The sequence below is a fragment of the Sphingomonas sp. Leaf242 genome, from assembly GCF_001422045.1.
Taxonomy (GTDB): Bacteria; Pseudomonadota; Alphaproteobacteria; order Sphingomonadales; family Sphingomonadaceae; genus Sphingomonas.
This window is the reverse complement of the sequence record NZ_LMLW01000011.1, coordinates 27,417-42,700: the sequence shown is the minus strand read 5'-3', so window position 1 is coordinate 42,700 and position 15,284 is coordinate 27,417. Positions and strand designations below refer to the sequence as shown.

Here is a 15,284-nt window from a genome sequence, read left to right as displayed (position 1 = left end):
AACTCCGTCATGCCGGGCTCGTTCCGGCATCCACGGTTCCGCGTGATCGAGAGAGTTTGGTTTGCGGGACGGTGGACCCCGGAACAAGTCCGGGGTGACGAAGAGCTATCGTTTCTTCCCCAAATACGGAATCTGCGGCGCCGTCTCCGGCGGCAGCAACCTGGAAGCCCGCGGATCGGGAAACGTCTCGATCGTCCGCTTCACCGCCACGAAACCCTGCGCCCGATAAAACCCCAGCGCGCTCGGATGATCGAGCGTGCAGGTATGCAGCCAGACCCGCTCCACCCCCTTCGCCCAGGCCCGCGCGCACGCCTCGGCCATCAGCCACCGCCCATGACCTTGCCCCGCCAGTTCCGGGATCAAACCGAAATACGAAATCTCGCACGCCCCCGCCTCGCGGAAATCGAGTTCGAGCATCCCGACCTCGATCCCCGCAGGATCGAGCACCGCATACACCGCGATCCCCGGATCATGCAGGATCGCCGCCAGCGCATCGTCCGCCATCACCAGCCGCGAGAACCACAGCCACGGGCTGCCGACCCGCCGGAACAGAGCGCGGTATTTCTCCAGCGCCGGCCGCTCCCATCGTACCAGCCGCAACCGCGATCCCGGGCTCGGCCGCAGCGGTGGCCGCTTGCGCATTTCCAGCGTCGTGACGATCGTCGCGAGGACGTCGTCGGCAACCGGGATCAGCGCCACCCGGTTAGGACCACGTTGCGCGCGGCGGCAGGCTCATCAGGATGGCGTCGATATTGCCGCCGGTCTTGAGCCCGAACAGCGTCCCCCGGTCATAGACGAGATTGAACTCGGCATACCGCCCGCGCCATTCGAGCATCCGCGCCTCGTCGGCGGCATCGAACGGCGTATCCATCCGCCGCCGCACGATCCGCGGATAGGCATCGAGAAACGCCTCGCCGACATCGCGCGTGAACGCGAAGTTCGCGTCGAAATCGCCATCGAGATGATCGAAGAAGATGCCGCCCGCACCGCGGCTCACTTTCCGGTGCGGGATGTAGAAATACGTCTCCGCCCAGTCCCTGAACCGCTCATAGTGCGCCGGATCGTGCGCGTCGCACGCCGCCTTCATCGTCGCATGGAAGTCGGCGGTATCCTCCTCGATCGGCAAGGGCGGGTTGAGATCGCCCCCACCACCGAACCAGCGCTTGGTCGTGTTGAGGAAGCGGCAGTTCATGTGCACCGCGGGCACGTGCGGGTTGGTCATGTGCGCGACCAGGCTGATCCCGGTCGCGAAGAACCGCGGGTCGTCCCCCGCACCGTGGATCGACTTGGCGAAGTCGCCCTCGAACGTGCCGCCGACGGTCGAGACGTTGACGCCGACCTTCTCGAAGACCTTGCCCTTCATCACGCCTCGGACCCCACCGCCGCCGGGTTCGCCCGACGGATCGATCCGGTCCCACGGCGTGTATTCGAAGCTCGCGTCGGAGCCGGCCTCCCGCTCGATCGCCTCGAACTCAGCGCAGATGCGATCGCGCAGGGATTCGAACCAGGTTCGGGCGGCGGCTTGCTGGGGGTCGAGATCGGTCATGGGAGCGTCTCTACCAAATCCTCCCCGGAACGGGGAGGGGGACCGTTCGGCTACTTAGCCGAAGGGTGGAGGGGGAGTTCCGCGAGCGTTACGGTAGCCGTACGGGAGGGGTGTGTTCGCGGTGAACCCCCTCCACCATGCTTCGCACGGTCCCCCTCCCCGCGTGCGGGGAGGATCAGCTTGGCCAGCCACCCGTCTGCCGCAACGCCTCCGCCGCAACGATCCCCGTCGCCACCGAGATATTCATCGACCGCAACCCAGACCGCATCGGGATCAGCACCCGCACGTCGGCCCGCGCATGCACGTCCTCCGGCACGCCCGCGCCCTCGCTCCCCATCAGCAACACGTCGTCCTCGCGAAACTCGGCGACATCCAGCCGCACCGCGCCCTTCGTCGTCAGCAACACAATCCGCCCCGTCACCTGCGCCAGGAACGCGTCCCAATCGACATGCCGCACCACGTCGACCGCGCCGACATAATCCATCCCCGAGCGCGCGACGGCCTTCTCGCTCCAGGTGAATCCCATCGGTTCGATCAGGTCGACGCCGATCCCCATGCACGCGGCGGTCCGCAGGATCGCGCCGACATTTCCGGCAATATCGGGCTGATAGAGAGCAATACGCATACCCGATCCTCTAGCGCCCCCAGGTCCCGGAGGTAACCCAAAGCAAAATGCAGTTGGCAAACCCGCGCCCCGCCGTCTATCAAAGCACAGCCTCCGTGGGGACGGTCGGGCAGGGTGGACGTACGGTTCGTCGAAACCGGAAGCCCTGCCAGGCCACGATAAAAATAACGTGCAAGGGCGAGATGAATGGCGACAGTCGACGACATGGTTCCCCCCGGCGAATCGCCAGAGCCGTTTCACGAAGAGGCCCATGATCCTCGCCGCCGTGATTTCATCAACATCGCCGCGGTATCTTTCGCCGGTGTCGGCGCGGTCGCGATCGTCCTGCCGCTGATCAACCAGATGAACCCGAGCGCAGACGTGCTCGCGCAGTCGACCACCGAGATCGACCTGTCGAAAATCCTTCCCGGCCAGGCGATCAAGACCTCGTTCCGCAAGCAGCCCCTGTTCGTGCGCAACCTGACGCCGAAGGAAATCTCGGAAGCCGACGCGGTCGACATCTCGACGCTGCGCGATCCGCAGACGCTCGAGCAGCGCACCAAGGCGGGCAAGAAGAACTGGCTGATCACGCTGGGCGTCTGCACGCACCTCGGCTGTGTCCCGCTCGGCGCGGGCGAGGGCGAAAACAAAGGGCCGTTCGGCGGCTATTTCTGCCCGTGCCACGGCTCGGCCTACGACACCGCCGCGCGCATCCGCAAAGGCCCCGCTCCGTCGAACCTCCACGTTCCGGACTATGCCTTCAACTCCGACACCGTCGTCACGGTAGGCTGAGGAAAACGACATGAGCTTTCCCTGGGCCAAGCAATACGAACCGAAGCTGCCGCTGACGCGGTGGCTGGATGAGCGGCTTCCCGTTCCCCGGCTCGTCTACAATTCACTCGGCGGCGGCTATCCCGTCCCGCGCAACCTCAATTATTTCTGGAACTTCGGCGTGCTCGCCGGCGCCGCGCTGGCGATCCAGATCGTCACCGGCATCGTGCTGGCGATGCACTATGCCGCCAACGGCCTGGTCGCGTTCGACTCGGTCGAGAGCATCATGCGCGACGTCAATGCGGGCTGGTTCCTGCGGTATGCGCACGCCAACGGTGCCTCGATGTTCTTCATCGTCGTCTACACACACATCTTCCGCGGGCTCTATTACGGCTCGTACAAGGCACCGCGCGAGATGGTGTGGCTGCTCGGCGTGGTCATCTTCCTGCTGATGATGGCGACCGCGTTCATGGGCTACGTGCTTCCCTGGGGCCAGATGAGCTTCTGGGGCGCGCAGGTCATCACCGGCTTCTTCTCGGCGATCCCGCTGGTCGGCGACACCATCCGCATCTGGCTGCTCGGCGGATTCGCGCCCGACAATGCCGCCCTCAACCGCTTCTTCTCGCTGCATTATTTGCTGCCGTTCGTGATCGCGGGCGTCATCATCCTGCATATCTGGGCGCTGCACATCCCCGGCTCGAACAACCCTACCGGCGTCGACGTGAAGGGCGAGCAGGACACCGTCCCGTTCCACCCCTACTACACCGCGAAGGACGGCTTCGGGCTCGGCATCTTCATGCTGATCTTCGCCAGCCTGCTGTTCTTCTTCCCGAACTATCTCGGCCACCCGGACAACTACATCCCGGCGAACCCGCTCTCGACGCCCGCGCACATCGTCCCCGAATGGTATTTCTGGCCGTTCTACGCGATCCTGCGCGCCTTCACCGCCGACTTCATCCTGCCGGCGAAGCTCTGGGGCGTTCTGGCGATGTTCGGCTCGATCCTGCTGCTGTTCTTCCTGCCGTGGTTGGACAGCTCGCCGGTCCGTTCGATGAACTATCGCCCGAAGGCCCGGATCGCGTTCTGGGTGCTGGTCGCCGACATCTTCGTGCTCGGCTATTGCGGTGGCGCACCGGCCAACGCGTTCTACGTGATCCTCAGCCAGATCTGCGCGGCGTATTATTTCGCGCACTTCCTGATCATCCTGCCGCTAATCTCGCGGTCCGAGCGTCCGCGGCCGCTGCCCAACTCGATCACCGAGGCCGTGCTGAGCAAGCATGGCGGGACGAGCCCGGCCAAAACCGCGCTCGCGAACTGATACGAACTAGAGGACACACACATGGTTCGTCTCATCGCATCCTTCGTCGGCGCGGCCTTCGTGCTGGTGCTCGGCATCGCGCTCTTCGGCAGCGTCTACGGGGTCATCACCGATCCCGTCGCGCCGACCGCGGAGAGCGTCGCGCACAAGCATCCCAAGGAACTCGAGCTCGCCTCCAACGGCGTGTTCGGCAAGTTCGACCGTCGCCAGCTTCAGCGCGGGTTCCAGGTCTACAAGGAAGTCTGCTCGGCCTGCCACTCGCTGCGGCTGGTGTCGTTCCGCGACCTGACCAAGATCGGCTATACCGACCCCGAGGTAAAGGCGATCGCCAACCAGTGGGTCATCGAGCAGCCCTCGATCAACCCGGAGACGGGTGAGCCGGCAACGCGCAAGAATATCCCGTCGGATCACTTCCCGTCGCCGTTCGCCAACGAGATCGCCGCGCGCGCCGCGAACAACAACGCGCTGCCGCCCGATCTCTCGCTGATCACCAAGGCGCGCGAGGACGGCACCGCATATGTCCATTCGCTGCTGACCGGCTACACGACGCAGCCCGCCGCGCTGCTGAAGGAATTCCCGGATATCAAGACGCCGACCGGGCTCCACTACAATCCGTATTTCGCGAACCTCAACATCGCGATGCCGCCACCGCTCACGTCGGATGGCCAGGTCGCTTACGCGGACGGGACCAAGGCGACGAAGGAGCAGATGTCGACCGACGTCGCGGCGTTCCTGACCTGGACCGCCGAGCCCAATCTCGAGGCGCGTCATGCCGCCGGGTTCGCGTCGATCATCTTCATCCTGATCTTCTGCGGCCTCGCCTGGGGCGCGTATCAGAACGTCTGGCGCGACGTTAAGCATTGATGACGGCCCGGCTCCCGCGGTAAGGGCGCACGGATAAAGGGAGCGGCGGACGGGTGGTAAGCCCGGTCCGCCGCTTTCGTTTTGGCCGTCGCGCCCTGTCGCGATACGGCCGCCGCTCCGCGCGAAGAAGGGAACGTCTATGTCCGATATCAACGAGCGCAACGCCGATCTGAAGGCCCTGATCCGCACCATCCCGGACTTCCCCAAGCCCGGTATCCAGTTCCGCGACATCACCACCCTGCTGCTCGACCCGCAGGGCTGGGCGACCGCGATCGAGCGGATGGTCGCGGCAGTCTCCGGCCCCGTAGATCTGGTCGCCGGTATCGAAGCCCGCGGCTTCCTGTTCGCCGCCGCGCTCGCCGCACCACTCAAGGCCGGCGTCCTCCTGATCCGCAAGGACGGCAAGCTCCCCGGCGCGACCATCGCCGAGGACTATGCGCTGGAATACGGCACGGACCGCATCGCGATCCACGCCGACGCCTTTGCGCCCGGCGCGCGCGTCCTGCTGGTCGACGACCTGATCGCCACCGGCGGCACCGCCCGCGCGGCGGTCCGCCTGCTCCACAAGGCCGGCGCGGTGGTCACGCAAGCCCAGTTCCTGGTCGACCTCCCCGACCTGGGCGGCGCAGACGCGCTTCGCACCGATGGCATCGAAGCAACCGCCCTGATCCACTTCCCCGGCCACTGACCACGCGCCGACCGCACGCCACCACATTCACCGCCCCCCCGGCGGAGGCCGGGGCCCAATTGGGGAACGTTGCTAACGAATGACTGTGCGCCGTTACCTCTTTCGTCCCTATTGGACCCCGGCCTTCGCCGGGGAGGTGATATAGTCGCGGTTTGCTTAATGGGTTAATCACAGCCGGCTGCGACACATGGTCGGGTCAAGCAGGTCGCGCTCGCGCAGCCCCAAACCGCGTCAGACCCCATTCATGGAACTCGCGATACACCGACTCCGTTGTATGACGAATAGCGGCGCGTTGTGTCCGCTCTCCACGTACGGGAGACTCCCCATGTTTATGAAACGCTTCGGCATCATCGGCCTAGCCTTGGGCCTCGGACTCGGCGTCGCGGGCTGTACCGACGGGTACGGCTATGGCGGCGCGGGCGTCGGTTACGCCAGCGATCCCTATTACGGCGGCGGCGGTTACGGCGACGGCTATTACGGCGCGGGTTATGGCGGACTCGGCGGCGGACTCGGCGGTGGGTATGGCGGCTACGGCCTTGGCGGGCTGAACTCCTATTACGGCTGGAGCGGCGATTATTATTATCCCGGCTCGGGCGTCTACGTCTACGATCGCTACCGCCGCCCGCATCGTTGGAACGGCAACCAGCAGCGCTATTGGCAGGGTCGCCAGCAATATCGCGGCAACGGCTTTGACGGGCGCGGCAACTGGGGTGGGTTCGCCAACCGCGGTGACCGCGGCAATCGTGGCCGAGACGGCGGCTGGCGCGGTAACCGTCCGGGCTATCAGGGCAATCCCGGCACGCCCGGTCAGGGCCAGTTCGGCAACCGCGGTCCCGGCCGCGGCGGGGATCGTGGTCGTGGTCCCGATCGCGGCCAGTTCGGTCAACCCGGCCAGCCTGCGCAGCCCGGACAAGTCGCCAACCCCCAGCAGCCACAAGCGCAAGGCGGCTTTCGCGGCAATCGCGGCGACGGTGCGTTCCGAGGCAATCGCGGCGGCGGCGGCCCGCGCTTCGGCGGCGGACGGCAGGGCGGCGGTAACCGCGGCGGCGGTCGTCCGTCGCGGTAACTAGAGAAGGTTTTGGTTCACGCGAAGGCGCAATGGCGCGAAGAGAAGGTTTGTTCTCGCAGAGGCGCAGAGGCCCAGAGAGTTACTTGGTGCTAGTGCGGCGAGCCTTTGCGGTGGCAGCAAAGCTCGCCCAAGGCTCTGCCATCTAAAATCTCTCCGCGCCTCCGCGCGAACAGACCTTCTCTTCGCGCCTTAGCGCCTTCGCGTGAATCGATACTGGATGGCAGCCAGCCGCTCGGTAGGCCGAACGCTCGCCAATCAATCGGCCCGCGCATCCGTGGGGCGCGTCGCGACGAGGCCGTTCGAAACGAACGTCATCACCATCACATCGTCCTGGTTGAACACCCGCATCCGGCTCTTGAAGATTCCCATCTCCGGCCGGCTCGCCGACACGCGCTTCTCGAGGACCTCGGTCTCGCAGCGCAAGGTGTCCCCCGGATACACCGGCTTCACCCACTTCAACTCATCGATCCCCGGCGACCCAAGCCCGGCCTGCTGGTTCTCCTTCAGATGCGCGACCAGCATCGCCATCGTCATCGCGCACGTATGCCAGCCGCTCGCCGACAACCGTCCGAAATGCGTCTGCGCGGCCGCCTCGTCGGACAGGTGAAACGGCTGCGGATCGTATTTCGCGGCGAAGTCCATCACCTCCTCGCGCGTGACCGCATAGTGCCCGAACGACGCGGTCCGACCGACCTCGATATCCTCGAAATACTGCACAACCTCTCCTCTTATCGTTGCAGCACCTTCTGGAAGGGTGCGTCGGTGCCGTCCAGCCCCGCTTCGGCCGGCAACCCGATCAGGTCGCGCAGCAAAGGCTCGATCGCGACGTTGTCGAAGCTCGCAATCGTCTTGTCGCGCGCAAACGCCGGCCCGTTGGCGATGAACAGCGCGCGCATCTCCGGCGCCATGTTGTCATAGCCGTGCATCCCGCCGACCGAAGCCTTGGTCGGCGCGCTCGGATCGACCCGCCAGCCGACATCGGCAAGGCACAGATAGCTCGGCACGCGCGGGTTGCGCCCATAATGGAACCGCGCCGGGATCTCGCCCTTGCGCCAGCATTGCAGATGATCGTGGTGGGTCAGCAACCGCGCCTCCAGCGCCGACTCATGCCCTGGCACCGCGAATAGAGTCGCGTACGGCCCGGTCTCGACGGTACGATAGTCCGCCTTGTCCGCGATCGCGTCGAGCGCCACGACGCGCGTGTTGCTCGTCGCCGCCATGCCGTGATCGGCGACGATCACCAGGTTCGCCCGCTGCCCCAGCGCGGCCAGCCCATCGACCAACGCGCCAATGCTCGCATCGACATCCGCCACCGCCTGCGTCACGCCAGCGCTGTCCGGCCCACCCGCATGACCCGCGCTGTCGACCGTATCGAAGTACAACGTCACCAGCTTGGGGCGGATCGCGGCCGGCCGCCGCATCCAGTCGAGCACCGCGTTGACCCGCTGCGTTCCCGACACCTGCTGGTTGAACTGCTGCCAGTCCTCCGGCCGCGTCCCGCCGTCGATCGCGCCGTGGCTGTCGGGCTTGACCTTGCCGCCGACCGCAACGTTCGCGCCCGGCCAGAACATCGTCGCCGTCCGGATCCCTGCCTTCTCCGCATCGACCCAGATCGGCGAACTCTCGCTCCACCAGAACGGATCGTCGGTCGCCATCGTGAACGTCTCCCCCGGCCGTGCCGGATCCTCCATCTTGTTGCCGACGATCCCGCTGCGATCGGGGCGCAGACCGGTCACCAAGGTCCAGTGATTGGGAAAGGTGATGCTCGGAAACGACGGCCGCATGCTCGCGAACACGCCGCCCGCGCGCAGCCGGTTGAGGTTCGGCGTCCCCCCCCGATCGAGATAATCCGGCCTGAAGCCATCGATCGACACGAGGATCGTAACCGGCGCCCGAGCCTCGCCCGGCATCGCAGCCGCCGCCGTCGTGGTCGGAGCAGGTGCAGTAATCGGCGCAAGGGCAGGGGGCGAATACGGATACGCACACCCAGCGAGCGTCAGCCCGAGTGCAGAACCGAGGAGAGCCAGCGCGTTCTTCATCATAACCGTTCGTCCCGAGCAGGTGGCGACTTCGCGCGATCCCTACTCGGCACGAACGGCGAGCGAAAGCGACCGTTTGCATGGGCTAGCTGGCCGTCCGAGGGGAAGCACCACCCCGGCGAAGGCCGGGGCCCAGTTGGGGAACGTTGCTGATCGGCATTGCGCTTTGTTATTCCCGCCTCCCCAACTGGACCCCGGCCTCCGCCGGGGAGGTAAAGGAGGTGCCGGGCAGGTAAAAGGAGGTGGTCGCCCGCACTCGGCACCAGCCGTCGGCCTACAACCCCACCGCCAGCTTGCTGAACAACGTCCAACTCACCGGCGTCTTCCCATACGCCGTCTCCAGCGCCGCCGGCTTGGCATACGCCGCCACCGTCCCGCCGAGTGCCAACCCAAGCGGTCCGACGATCGGCACCCGGTACGCATACCCGACCTCCGCCTTCGTCACCCGGAACTTGGTATCGTGCAGCGGATCGCCCTCGTCCGGAAAAAGCTCGTCGTTCGCCACGTTCTCAAGCCTGCCGAACACGGCATGGCGCGGCGTCAGCTCATACGTCGCCTCCGCCAGGAACGCGCTCAGCTTCTCCCCAGGCACCCGGTCCTTGAGACTATACGCAAACGTCGTCGCCAGCCCGCCCCGCGCATATTGCACGCTGGCGGTCGAGCGGTTCTCGTCCTCGCCCGGATGCTGCGCCTCGGGCTCCTTCAACCGCCCATGGCTCACCTGCACCGCCCAGAACGGCGACGGCGTCCACGTCCCCCGCACGCTCCACGAATCGAGCCGCGGCGTCTCGATATTCCAGCGATGCTCGTCCGGCTCGCGCCCCTTGAACGCCGACGCCTCCAGCTGGAACGCGGACGTCGCATACCCCGCTGTCACCACGCCGTAGGTGATGTGCGTCGAGTCGAACCAGTGATGCGTGATCGGCGACATCGGCTGATACCGCGCCGACCCCCGGTGCATGAACGCGCTCGGCCCCAGCGCCGGCTCGCCGACCGGCCCGCCATACAGGAAGACGGTGTTGCCGTTCCCGAGCCGGTAATCGACCTTCGCGGCAAGCTCCATGAACAGGTCGTGCGGATGCTGCCGATCGACCAGCGGACGGTCGTTCGCCAGCTCGCCGGTCGCGAACAGATTGGTGTAGCCGCGCGCGCCCATCAGCGGCTCGAGGCTGTTCATCGTCCGCAGCTGGATATGGAACCGGTCGCCCAGGTCGCGATCCGCCATCAGCATCGCCATCGACTGCACGAACGCTTCGCTCTTGCCGCGCGGCCCCCCCTGGTCGGTCGCGACGCCCCACGCATAGCCATGCGCCATCAGCATCCACCCGCCTGCCTGGGTCATGTAGCCGCGCATCGGTCCCTCGGCCGCCGGTAGCCGCGACGTCCCGCTACCCTGGCTGTAGAAGCCCGCGGACGTCCCCATCGCCATCCCCGCCATCGCCGAGCCCGCCGGCATCTTCGCCACTGCCGCATCTGACGCCGCCCGGTAGGCCGGGTCGGCGATCATAGGGTGCCCCATCGCAGCATGGGTCATCGCGCCATGATCCATCTGGGCATGGTCCATGGCCGCACGGTCCATCGAAGCGTCAGGCATCGGCCTCTGGTTCATCGACATCGTGGAAATGGCCGGCGTCGCGCCCGGTGCCGATTTGGCCTGTTGGTCGACCGCTCCGTGTGTTGTGGGAGCCGGCGTGGCAGCCTTGGCCCCGGTCCTCACCGGGACGCGCATCGTCTTCCTTGTCTTTGTCTTATTGGCCCGCACGCGCGCGTCCGGCATTGGCATGGTCATGCCTAAACCATGTTGCGCAGCCGCGGCATGGGGCAGGCACAGCGCCGCGGCACTCGCCGCGAGCAGCATCGATCGTGTCATCGTCTGAAATCCCGATAAAGCATGAAGGTCAGGGTGCGGTTGCACCCGACGATCATGCGGTTCGGGGTGGTGGCAGCACTGGGGCGGCGGTCATGCCGATGTCGAATACGGCGGCTCGCTCGACCGGTACGGCGGCCGCGGCCGGCGGGACGTGATCGATCTGCGCCGCGGTCCAAGCCGAAGGCGGAATGCAGCCAATGCAACCGTGCGGCGCGACCGCTTTGTGATCGGCCTCTTGTCCCATGCCTTCCGTGGGCGCGCCTGCCATCGCCGGCATCGCATGCGGAGTCGTCGTGGACCTGCCATGACACGCCGCGGGCGCTGCGGCAGGAAGCGCGAATGCGGCAAACAGAAGCACCAGGAAAAACCGCATCAGCATATGATCCGGGTAAGGTCGCACCGCCGCGCGATCAACCCCGTTGCACGGTGGCGTGTCCGATCCGGCCGTGATCGTCTTGCCACCGTTTTCAGCAAGCGCGACAGCGTGGGTATCATTGTCGTGTCATCCGAATGCCGCACGCACCTCCTGGCCTGCGCTGGCTTGCGTGCCTGCATTCATCCGAAATATCCGCTAATCGGCCGGATACGCGGGGCCCGCCGGACTGCGCGGACTTGAACACGGTACAGCGTATGCGGCAGGAGTAATGGCATGACCCGTCCTCTCGAACTTCATCCCGACCGGCTGTTCCCCGCCGATCCGACCACCCGCGACATCGCCCGCGCGCTGTACGTGGAGATCGCTGACCTGCCGATCGTCAGCCCGCATGGCCATACCGATCCTACGTGGTTCGCGGACAACCGAAACTGGACCGACGCGACCTCGCTGCTGCTCGCGCCCGATCATTATCTGTTCCGGATGCTCTACAGCCAGGGTGTCGATCTCGATGCGCTGATGATCCCGCGCAAGGATGGCAAGGCGACCGCCGATCCGCGGTCGGCGTGGCGGACGCTCGCCGCGCATTACCCGCTGTTCCGCGGTACGCCGTCGCGGATGTGGCTCGATCATGTGTTTGCCGAGGTGTTCGGGTTCGACGTCGCGTTCGAGCCGGCCACCGCGGACCTGTATTTCGACACGATCGGCGAGAAGCTCGCGACCGAGGCGTTTCGCCCGCGTGCGCTGTTCGACCGCTTCCGGATCGATTTCCTCGCCACCACCGAAGGTGCGCACGACAGCCTCGACGCGCACCATCGCATCCAGGCCAGCGACTGGAACGGCCGCGTCGTGACGACCTATCGGCCCGACGGCGTGATCGACGTCGAGCACGAGCAGTTCGCCGGCGCGCTGCGGCGGTTCGGTGAAATCACCGGCGAAGACGTGTATGACTGGCAGGGCTATCTCGCTGCGCACCGCAAGCGTCGCGCCGATTTCCGCGCGGCAGGCGCGACGGCGACCGATCACGGCCACCCGACCGCCGCGACCGCGAACCTGTCGACGCCCGAGTGCGAGGCCTTGTTCGCGCGCGTAATCGGCAACGCCTGGACCGCCGCCGACGCCGAGCTCTTCCGCGCGCAGATGCTGACCGAGATGGCCGGCATGAGCATCGACGACGGCATGGTCATGCAGATCCATCCCGGCTCGGTCCGCAACCACAATGCCGGGCTGTTCGCGAGCCACGGCCGCGACAAGGGCGCGGACATTCCCGGCCGCACCGATTACGTCCATGCGCTGAAACCACTGCTCGACCGGTTCGGCACCTCGACCGCGCTGTCGATCATCCTCTTCACGCTCGACGAGAGCGTCTACGCGCGCGAGTTGGCGCCGCTCGCGGGCCATTATCCGTGCCTGAAGCTGGGGCCGAGCTGGTGGTTCCACGACAGTCCGGAGGGCATGCGGCGGTTCCGCGAGATGACCACCGAGACCGCCGGCTTCTACAACACCGTGGGCTTCAACGACGATACGCGCGCGTTCCTGTCGATCCCGGCGCGGCACGATGTCGCGCGGCGTGTCGATTGCGGCTTCCTCGCGCGGCTGGTGGCGGAGCACCGGCTGGAGGATTGGGAGGCGGCGGAGCTTGCGCACCAGTTGACCAGCGACCTCGTGCGCAAGGCGTACCGGCTGTGAGGCTGTCCCGCGCCACCCTGACCGCACTCGCCGATGACGTCGCGCAGCCCGCTGCGTCGGATGCGCCGTTGCGACGGATCGTCCATCTAGGGATCGGCGCGTTCCACCGTGCGCACCAGGCGGTCTATACGCAGGATGCGATGACGCCCGACGATGGCTGGCGGATCACCGGCGTGTCGCTGCGCTCGGCCCAGGTCCGCGATACGCTCGCGCCGCAGGACGGTCTGTACACCGTGACCGAGCGATCGAACGGTGCGACCTCGACCAGGCTGATCACCGCGATCGACACCGTGCTGGTCGCCGCCGAGGACCCGCAAGCGGTGATCGCCGCGCTCGCCGACCCCGACACGCACGTCGTCACGCTGACCGTCACCGAGAAGGGATATTACCGGCACCCGGCAAGTGGCGCGTTGCTGACCGACGATCCCGCGATCGCCAACGATCTGGGCGGCGGCGTGCCACGGACGATCTTCGGCTATCTTGCGGCGGCACTCGAGCGGCGGCGCAGCACCGGGGCAGGGGGGCTGACGCTCGTCTCGTGCGACAATCTGTCGGGCAACGGCGCGCTGTTGATGAGCCTGCTGACCGCATTCGTCGACCACCGCGATCCCGATCTGGGCGCGTGGGTCCGTGCGCATGTCGCGGCGCCCGATACGATGATCGACCGGATCGTGCCGGCCTCGACGCAAGCCGAGCGCGCGAGCGTGGCGGCAGCGATCGGCGTCGACGATGCCGCGGCGATCGTCACCGAGCCGTTCCGCCAATGGGTGATCGAGGACCGCTTCGCTGGCCCGCGCCCGGCCTGGGAGACCGCGGGCGCGCAGATCGTCGACGACGTCGCACCGTTCGAACTCGCCAAGCTGCGGCTGTTGAACGCGAGCCATTCGACGCTCGCTTATGTCGGGCTCCAGCTCGGCCACGCGTTCGTCCACGAGGCGATCGCCGATCCGGTGCTGCGCGCGTTCGTCATGGCGCAGATGCAGGAGGAGGCGGTGCCGAGCCTGACCGCCGCGGCGGGGCTCGACCCCGACGTCTATATCGACGCGATCCTCGATCGCTTCGCCAACGCCGACCTGCATCACCGGCTCGATCAGATCGCGATGGATGGATCGCAGAAGCTGCCGCAACGCTGGATCGCGACCGTGACCGATCGTCTGGCGCAAGGGTTGGACAGCCCGCGGCACAGCCTGAGCCTGGCCGCGTGGATCGCCTACACCGCCGACGCCCCGCGCATCTCGGACGATCCGCTGCGCGATCGTTTCGCCGCGATCTGGGCGGAGTCGGCAGGCGATTCGCTCCAGGTCGTCGCGCGCTTCGTCACCGAGCTCGGCATATTCCCCGCACAGTTCGACGACGCGATCGTCGAGTCGCTCGCCCGGTCCATTGCAACATGGCGTGCGGAAGGTCCACGGGCCGCGCTGCAAGCAGCGGTAGGGGAGTTCGACGCATGACCGGCACGGTGCTCTGTTTCGGCGAGATGCTGTTGCGCCTCGCCGCACCCGATCGCGGGCATCTGTTCCAGGAAGCACGGCTCGACGCGCATTTCGGCGGCGCGGAGGCGAACGTCGCGGTCGCGCTCGCCAGGCTCGGTGAACCCGCCGCGGTGATCACGACTTTGCCACACGGATCGCTTGGCGACGCAGCACTGGAGTCGGTCCGCGCCGCCGGCGTAGACGTTGCGCGCGTCAAGCGCACCGACGGTCGGTTGGGCCTGTATTTCCTGTCGCCGCCGAGCGGTCCGCGGGGCGCGCATATCGTCTACGACCGCCTCGACAGCAGTTTCGCGGTGGCGCCGTCCGACGCCTATGACTGGCCCGCGCTACTCCAGGGCATAGACTGGCTGCACCTGTCGGGGATCATCCCCGCGATCGCCCCCGAGGCGGCACGGCTGTCGCTCGACGCGATCGCCGCGGCAAAGGCGGCGGGCGTGCAAGTCTCGTTCGACGGCAATTTCCGCGCGAGCATGTGGGCGCGCTGGTGCGTCGATCCGCAGCAGATCCTCGTCGATCACGTCGCCGGCGCCGACCTGCTGTTCGGCAGTCACCGCGACATATCGCTGCTACTCGGCGAGGACTTCGCCGGCGACACGCCGGACGCCCGACGGCGCGCCTGCGAGGCGGCGTTCGCGCGGTTCCCGAGCCTGACCTGCATCGCCTCTACCGCGCGCCGGGTCATCGATGCCGACACGCACGAGCTCTCCGCCCGCGTCGATCGCCGCGACGCTGCGTTCGAGACCGAGACGATCCTCGTCACCCAGATCGTCGACCGGATCGGCACCGGCGACGCGTTCGCCGCCGGCGTGCTGTCGCGCCTGGACGAGGGTTGCGAGGCGGCCGCCCGCTGTGGCCTGGCGATGGCGGCGTTGAAGCACGCGACCGCCGGCGATCACAGCCGGACGACGCCCGCCGATCTCGCCGCGTTCACCGGAGCACCCGCCGACGTTCGACGTTGAC

General features: G+C 66.8%; 16 protein-coding genes. 9 read left to right on the top strand and 7 right to left on the bottom strand.

Annotated features, from left to right (window positions below):
* Positions 1-105: 105 nt before the first annotated feature.
* From ASF09_RS16110 to ASF09_RS16100, 3 genes are all read right to left on the bottom strand, one after another.
* Positions 106-699 carry a GNAT family N-acetyltransferase gene (locus ASF09_RS16110; RefSeq protein WP_060527147.1) on the bottom strand — a complete coding sequence of 198 codons (594 nt, stop codon included), beginning with the start codon at positions 697-699 and terminating at the stop codon, positions 106-108.
* A 4-nt stretch (positions 700-703) separates the two neighbouring features.
* On the bottom strand, positions 704-1,546 hold the full coding sequence (hemF, locus tag ASF09_RS16105; RefSeq protein WP_060527146.1) for an oxygen-dependent coproporphyrinogen oxidase: 843 nt from the start codon (positions 1,544-1,546) through the stop codon (positions 704-706).
* 175 nt (positions 1,547-1,721) lie between these two features.
* On the bottom strand, positions 1,722-2,171 hold the full coding sequence (locus ASF09_RS16100) for a tRNA (cytidine(34)-2'-O)-methyltransferase (protein ID WP_060527145.1): 450 nt from the start codon (positions 2,169-2,171) through the stop codon (positions 1,722-1,724).
* 204 nt (positions 2,172-2,375) lie between these two features.
* Between ASF09_RS16100 and petA the strand changes: the two genes are divergently transcribed.
* From petA to ASF09_RS16075, 5 genes are all read left to right on the top strand, one after another.
* Entirely contained in the window at positions 2,376-2,942 is a 567-nt protein-coding gene (gene petA / locus ASF09_RS16095) for a ubiquinol-cytochrome c reductase iron-sulfur subunit (protein ID WP_056489394.1), read from the top strand.
* Between the two features lie 10 nt (positions 2,943-2,952).
* Positions 2,953-4,239, top strand: a complete 1,287-nt coding sequence (locus ASF09_RS16090) for a cytochrome b (RefSeq protein ID WP_060527144.1) — start codon at positions 2,953-2,955, stop codon at positions 4,237-4,239.
* A 21-nt stretch (positions 4,240-4,260) separates the two neighbouring features.
* On the top strand, positions 4,261-5,103 hold the full coding sequence (locus ASF09_RS16085) for a cytochrome c1 (RefSeq protein WP_060527143.1): 843 nt from the start codon (positions 4,261-4,263) through the stop codon (positions 5,101-5,103).
* 139 nt (positions 5,104-5,242) lie between these two features.
* On the top strand, positions 5,243-5,791 hold the full coding sequence (locus ASF09_RS16080) for an adenine phosphoribosyltransferase (RefSeq protein WP_060527142.1): 549 nt from the start codon (positions 5,243-5,245) through the stop codon (positions 5,789-5,791).
* A gap of 325 nt (positions 5,792-6,116) precedes the next feature.
* Entirely contained in the window at positions 6,117-6,857 is a 741-nt protein-coding gene (locus ASF09_RS16075) for a hypothetical protein (protein WP_082444351.1), read from the top strand.
* Between the two features lie 258 nt (positions 6,858-7,115).
* Here ASF09_RS16075 and ASF09_RS16070 read toward each other — a convergent pair whose 3' ends face one another.
* The 3 genes from ASF09_RS16070 to ASF09_RS16060 form a co-directional block, all read right to left on the bottom strand.
* A complete protein-coding gene (locus ASF09_RS16070; protein WP_060527140.1) occupies positions 7,116-7,577 on the bottom strand; it encodes a MaoC family dehydratase in 462 nt (153 codons plus the stop codon).
* An 11-nt stretch (positions 7,578-7,588) separates the two neighbouring features.
* On the bottom strand, positions 7,589-8,899 hold the full coding sequence (locus tag ASF09_RS16065) for an alkaline phosphatase family protein (protein ID WP_443025033.1): 1,311 nt from the start codon (positions 8,897-8,899) through the stop codon (positions 7,589-7,591).
* A gap of 274 nt (positions 8,900-9,173) precedes the next feature.
* Complete coding sequence (locus tag ASF09_RS16060) at positions 9,174-10,406, bottom strand: hypothetical protein (protein ID WP_235529859.1); 1,233 nt, start codon at positions 10,404-10,406, stop codon at positions 9,174-9,176.
* Between the two features lie 55 nt (positions 10,407-10,461).
* On the opposite strand from ASF09_RS16060, the gene ASF09_RS21000 reads away from it, so the two are divergent.
* Complete coding sequence (locus ASF09_RS21000) at positions 10,462-10,776, top strand: hypothetical protein (protein WP_235529858.1); 315 nt, start codon at positions 10,462-10,464, stop codon at positions 10,774-10,776.
* Between the two features lie 45 nt (positions 10,777-10,821).
* Here the strand turns inward: ASF09_RS21000 and ASF09_RS16055 are convergent, their stop codons facing one another.
* Positions 10,822-11,142, bottom strand: coding sequence for a hypothetical protein (locus ASF09_RS16055; protein ID WP_156359405.1), 321 nt, complete (start codon positions 11,140-11,142; stop codon positions 10,822-10,824).
* Positions 11,143-11,418: 276 nt separating this feature from the next.
* Between ASF09_RS16055 and uxaC the strand changes: the two genes are divergently transcribed.
* The 3 genes from uxaC to ASF09_RS16040 are packed head-to-tail and all read left to right on the top strand — an operon-like array spanning position 11,419 to position 15,283.
* On the top strand, positions 11,419-12,831 hold the full coding sequence (gene uxaC / locus ASF09_RS16050) for a glucuronate isomerase (RefSeq protein WP_060527136.1): 1,413 nt from the start codon (positions 11,419-11,421) through the stop codon (positions 12,829-12,831).
* Positions 12,828-14,282 carry a mannitol dehydrogenase family protein gene (locus ASF09_RS16045; RefSeq protein WP_200912580.1) on the top strand — a complete coding sequence of 485 codons (1,455 nt, stop codon included), beginning with the start codon at positions 12,828-12,830 and terminating at the stop codon, positions 14,280-14,282. The genes uxaC and ASF09_RS16045 overlap by 4 nt, the downstream gene beginning before the upstream one ends.
* The gene (locus tag ASF09_RS16040) at positions 14,279-15,283 is read left to right on the top strand and encodes a sugar kinase (RefSeq protein WP_060527135.1); all 1,005 of its coding nucleotides are present in this window, start codon (positions 14,279-14,281) and stop codon (positions 15,281-15,283) included. Before ASF09_RS16045 ends, ASF09_RS16040 begins: the two co-directional genes overlap by 4 nt.
* The last annotated feature ends 1 nt before the right edge of the window (position 15,284 follow it).

Bases quoted from the DNA above. Each gene is read 5' to 3' on its own strand.
- ASF09_RS16065 (WP_443025033.1), bottom strand. From the start codon at position 8,899: ATGAAGAACGCGCTGGCTCTCCTCGGTTCTGCACTCGGGCTGACGCTC.
- hemF (WP_060527146.1), bottom strand. From the start codon at position 1,546: ATGACCGATCTCGACCCCCAGCAAGCCGCCGCCCGAACCTGGTTCGAA.
- ASF09_RS16100 (WP_060527145.1), bottom strand. From the start codon at position 2,171: ATGCGTATTGCTCTCTATCAGCCCGATATTGCCGGAAATGTCGGCGCG.
- ASF09_RS16055 (WP_156359405.1), bottom strand. From the start codon at position 11,142: ATGCGGTTTTTCCTGGTGCTTCTGTTTGCCGCATTCGCGCTTCCTGCC.
- ASF09_RS16040 (WP_060527135.1), top strand. From the start codon at position 14,279: ATGACCGGCACGGTGCTCTGTTTCGGCGAGATGCTGTTGCGCCTCGCC.
- ASF09_RS16075 (WP_082444351.1), top strand. From the start codon at position 6,117: ATGTTTATGAAACGCTTCGGCATCATCGGCCTAGCCTTGGGCCTCGGA.
- ASF09_RS21000 (WP_235529858.1), top strand. From the start codon at position 10,462: ATGGCCGCACGGTCCATCGAAGCGTCAGGCATCGGCCTCTGGTTCATC.
- uxaC (WP_060527136.1), top strand. From the start codon at position 11,419: ATGACCCGTCCTCTCGAACTTCATCCCGACCGGCTGTTCCCCGCCGAT.
- ASF09_RS16060 (WP_235529859.1), bottom strand. From the start codon at position 10,406: ATGATCGCCGACCCGGCCTACCGGGCGGCGTCAGATGCGGCAGTGGCG.
- ASF09_RS16090 (WP_060527144.1), top strand. From the start codon at position 2,953: ATGAGCTTTCCCTGGGCCAAGCAATACGAACCGAAGCTGCCGCTGACG.
- petA (WP_056489394.1), top strand. From the start codon at position 2,376: ATGGTTCCCCCCGGCGAATCGCCAGAGCCGTTTCACGAAGAGGCCCAT.
- ASF09_RS16085 (WP_060527143.1), top strand. From the start codon at position 4,261: ATGGTTCGTCTCATCGCATCCTTCGTCGGCGCGGCCTTCGTGCTGGTG.
- ASF09_RS16080 (WP_060527142.1), top strand. From the start codon at position 5,243: ATGTCCGATATCAACGAGCGCAACGCCGATCTGAAGGCCCTGATCCGC.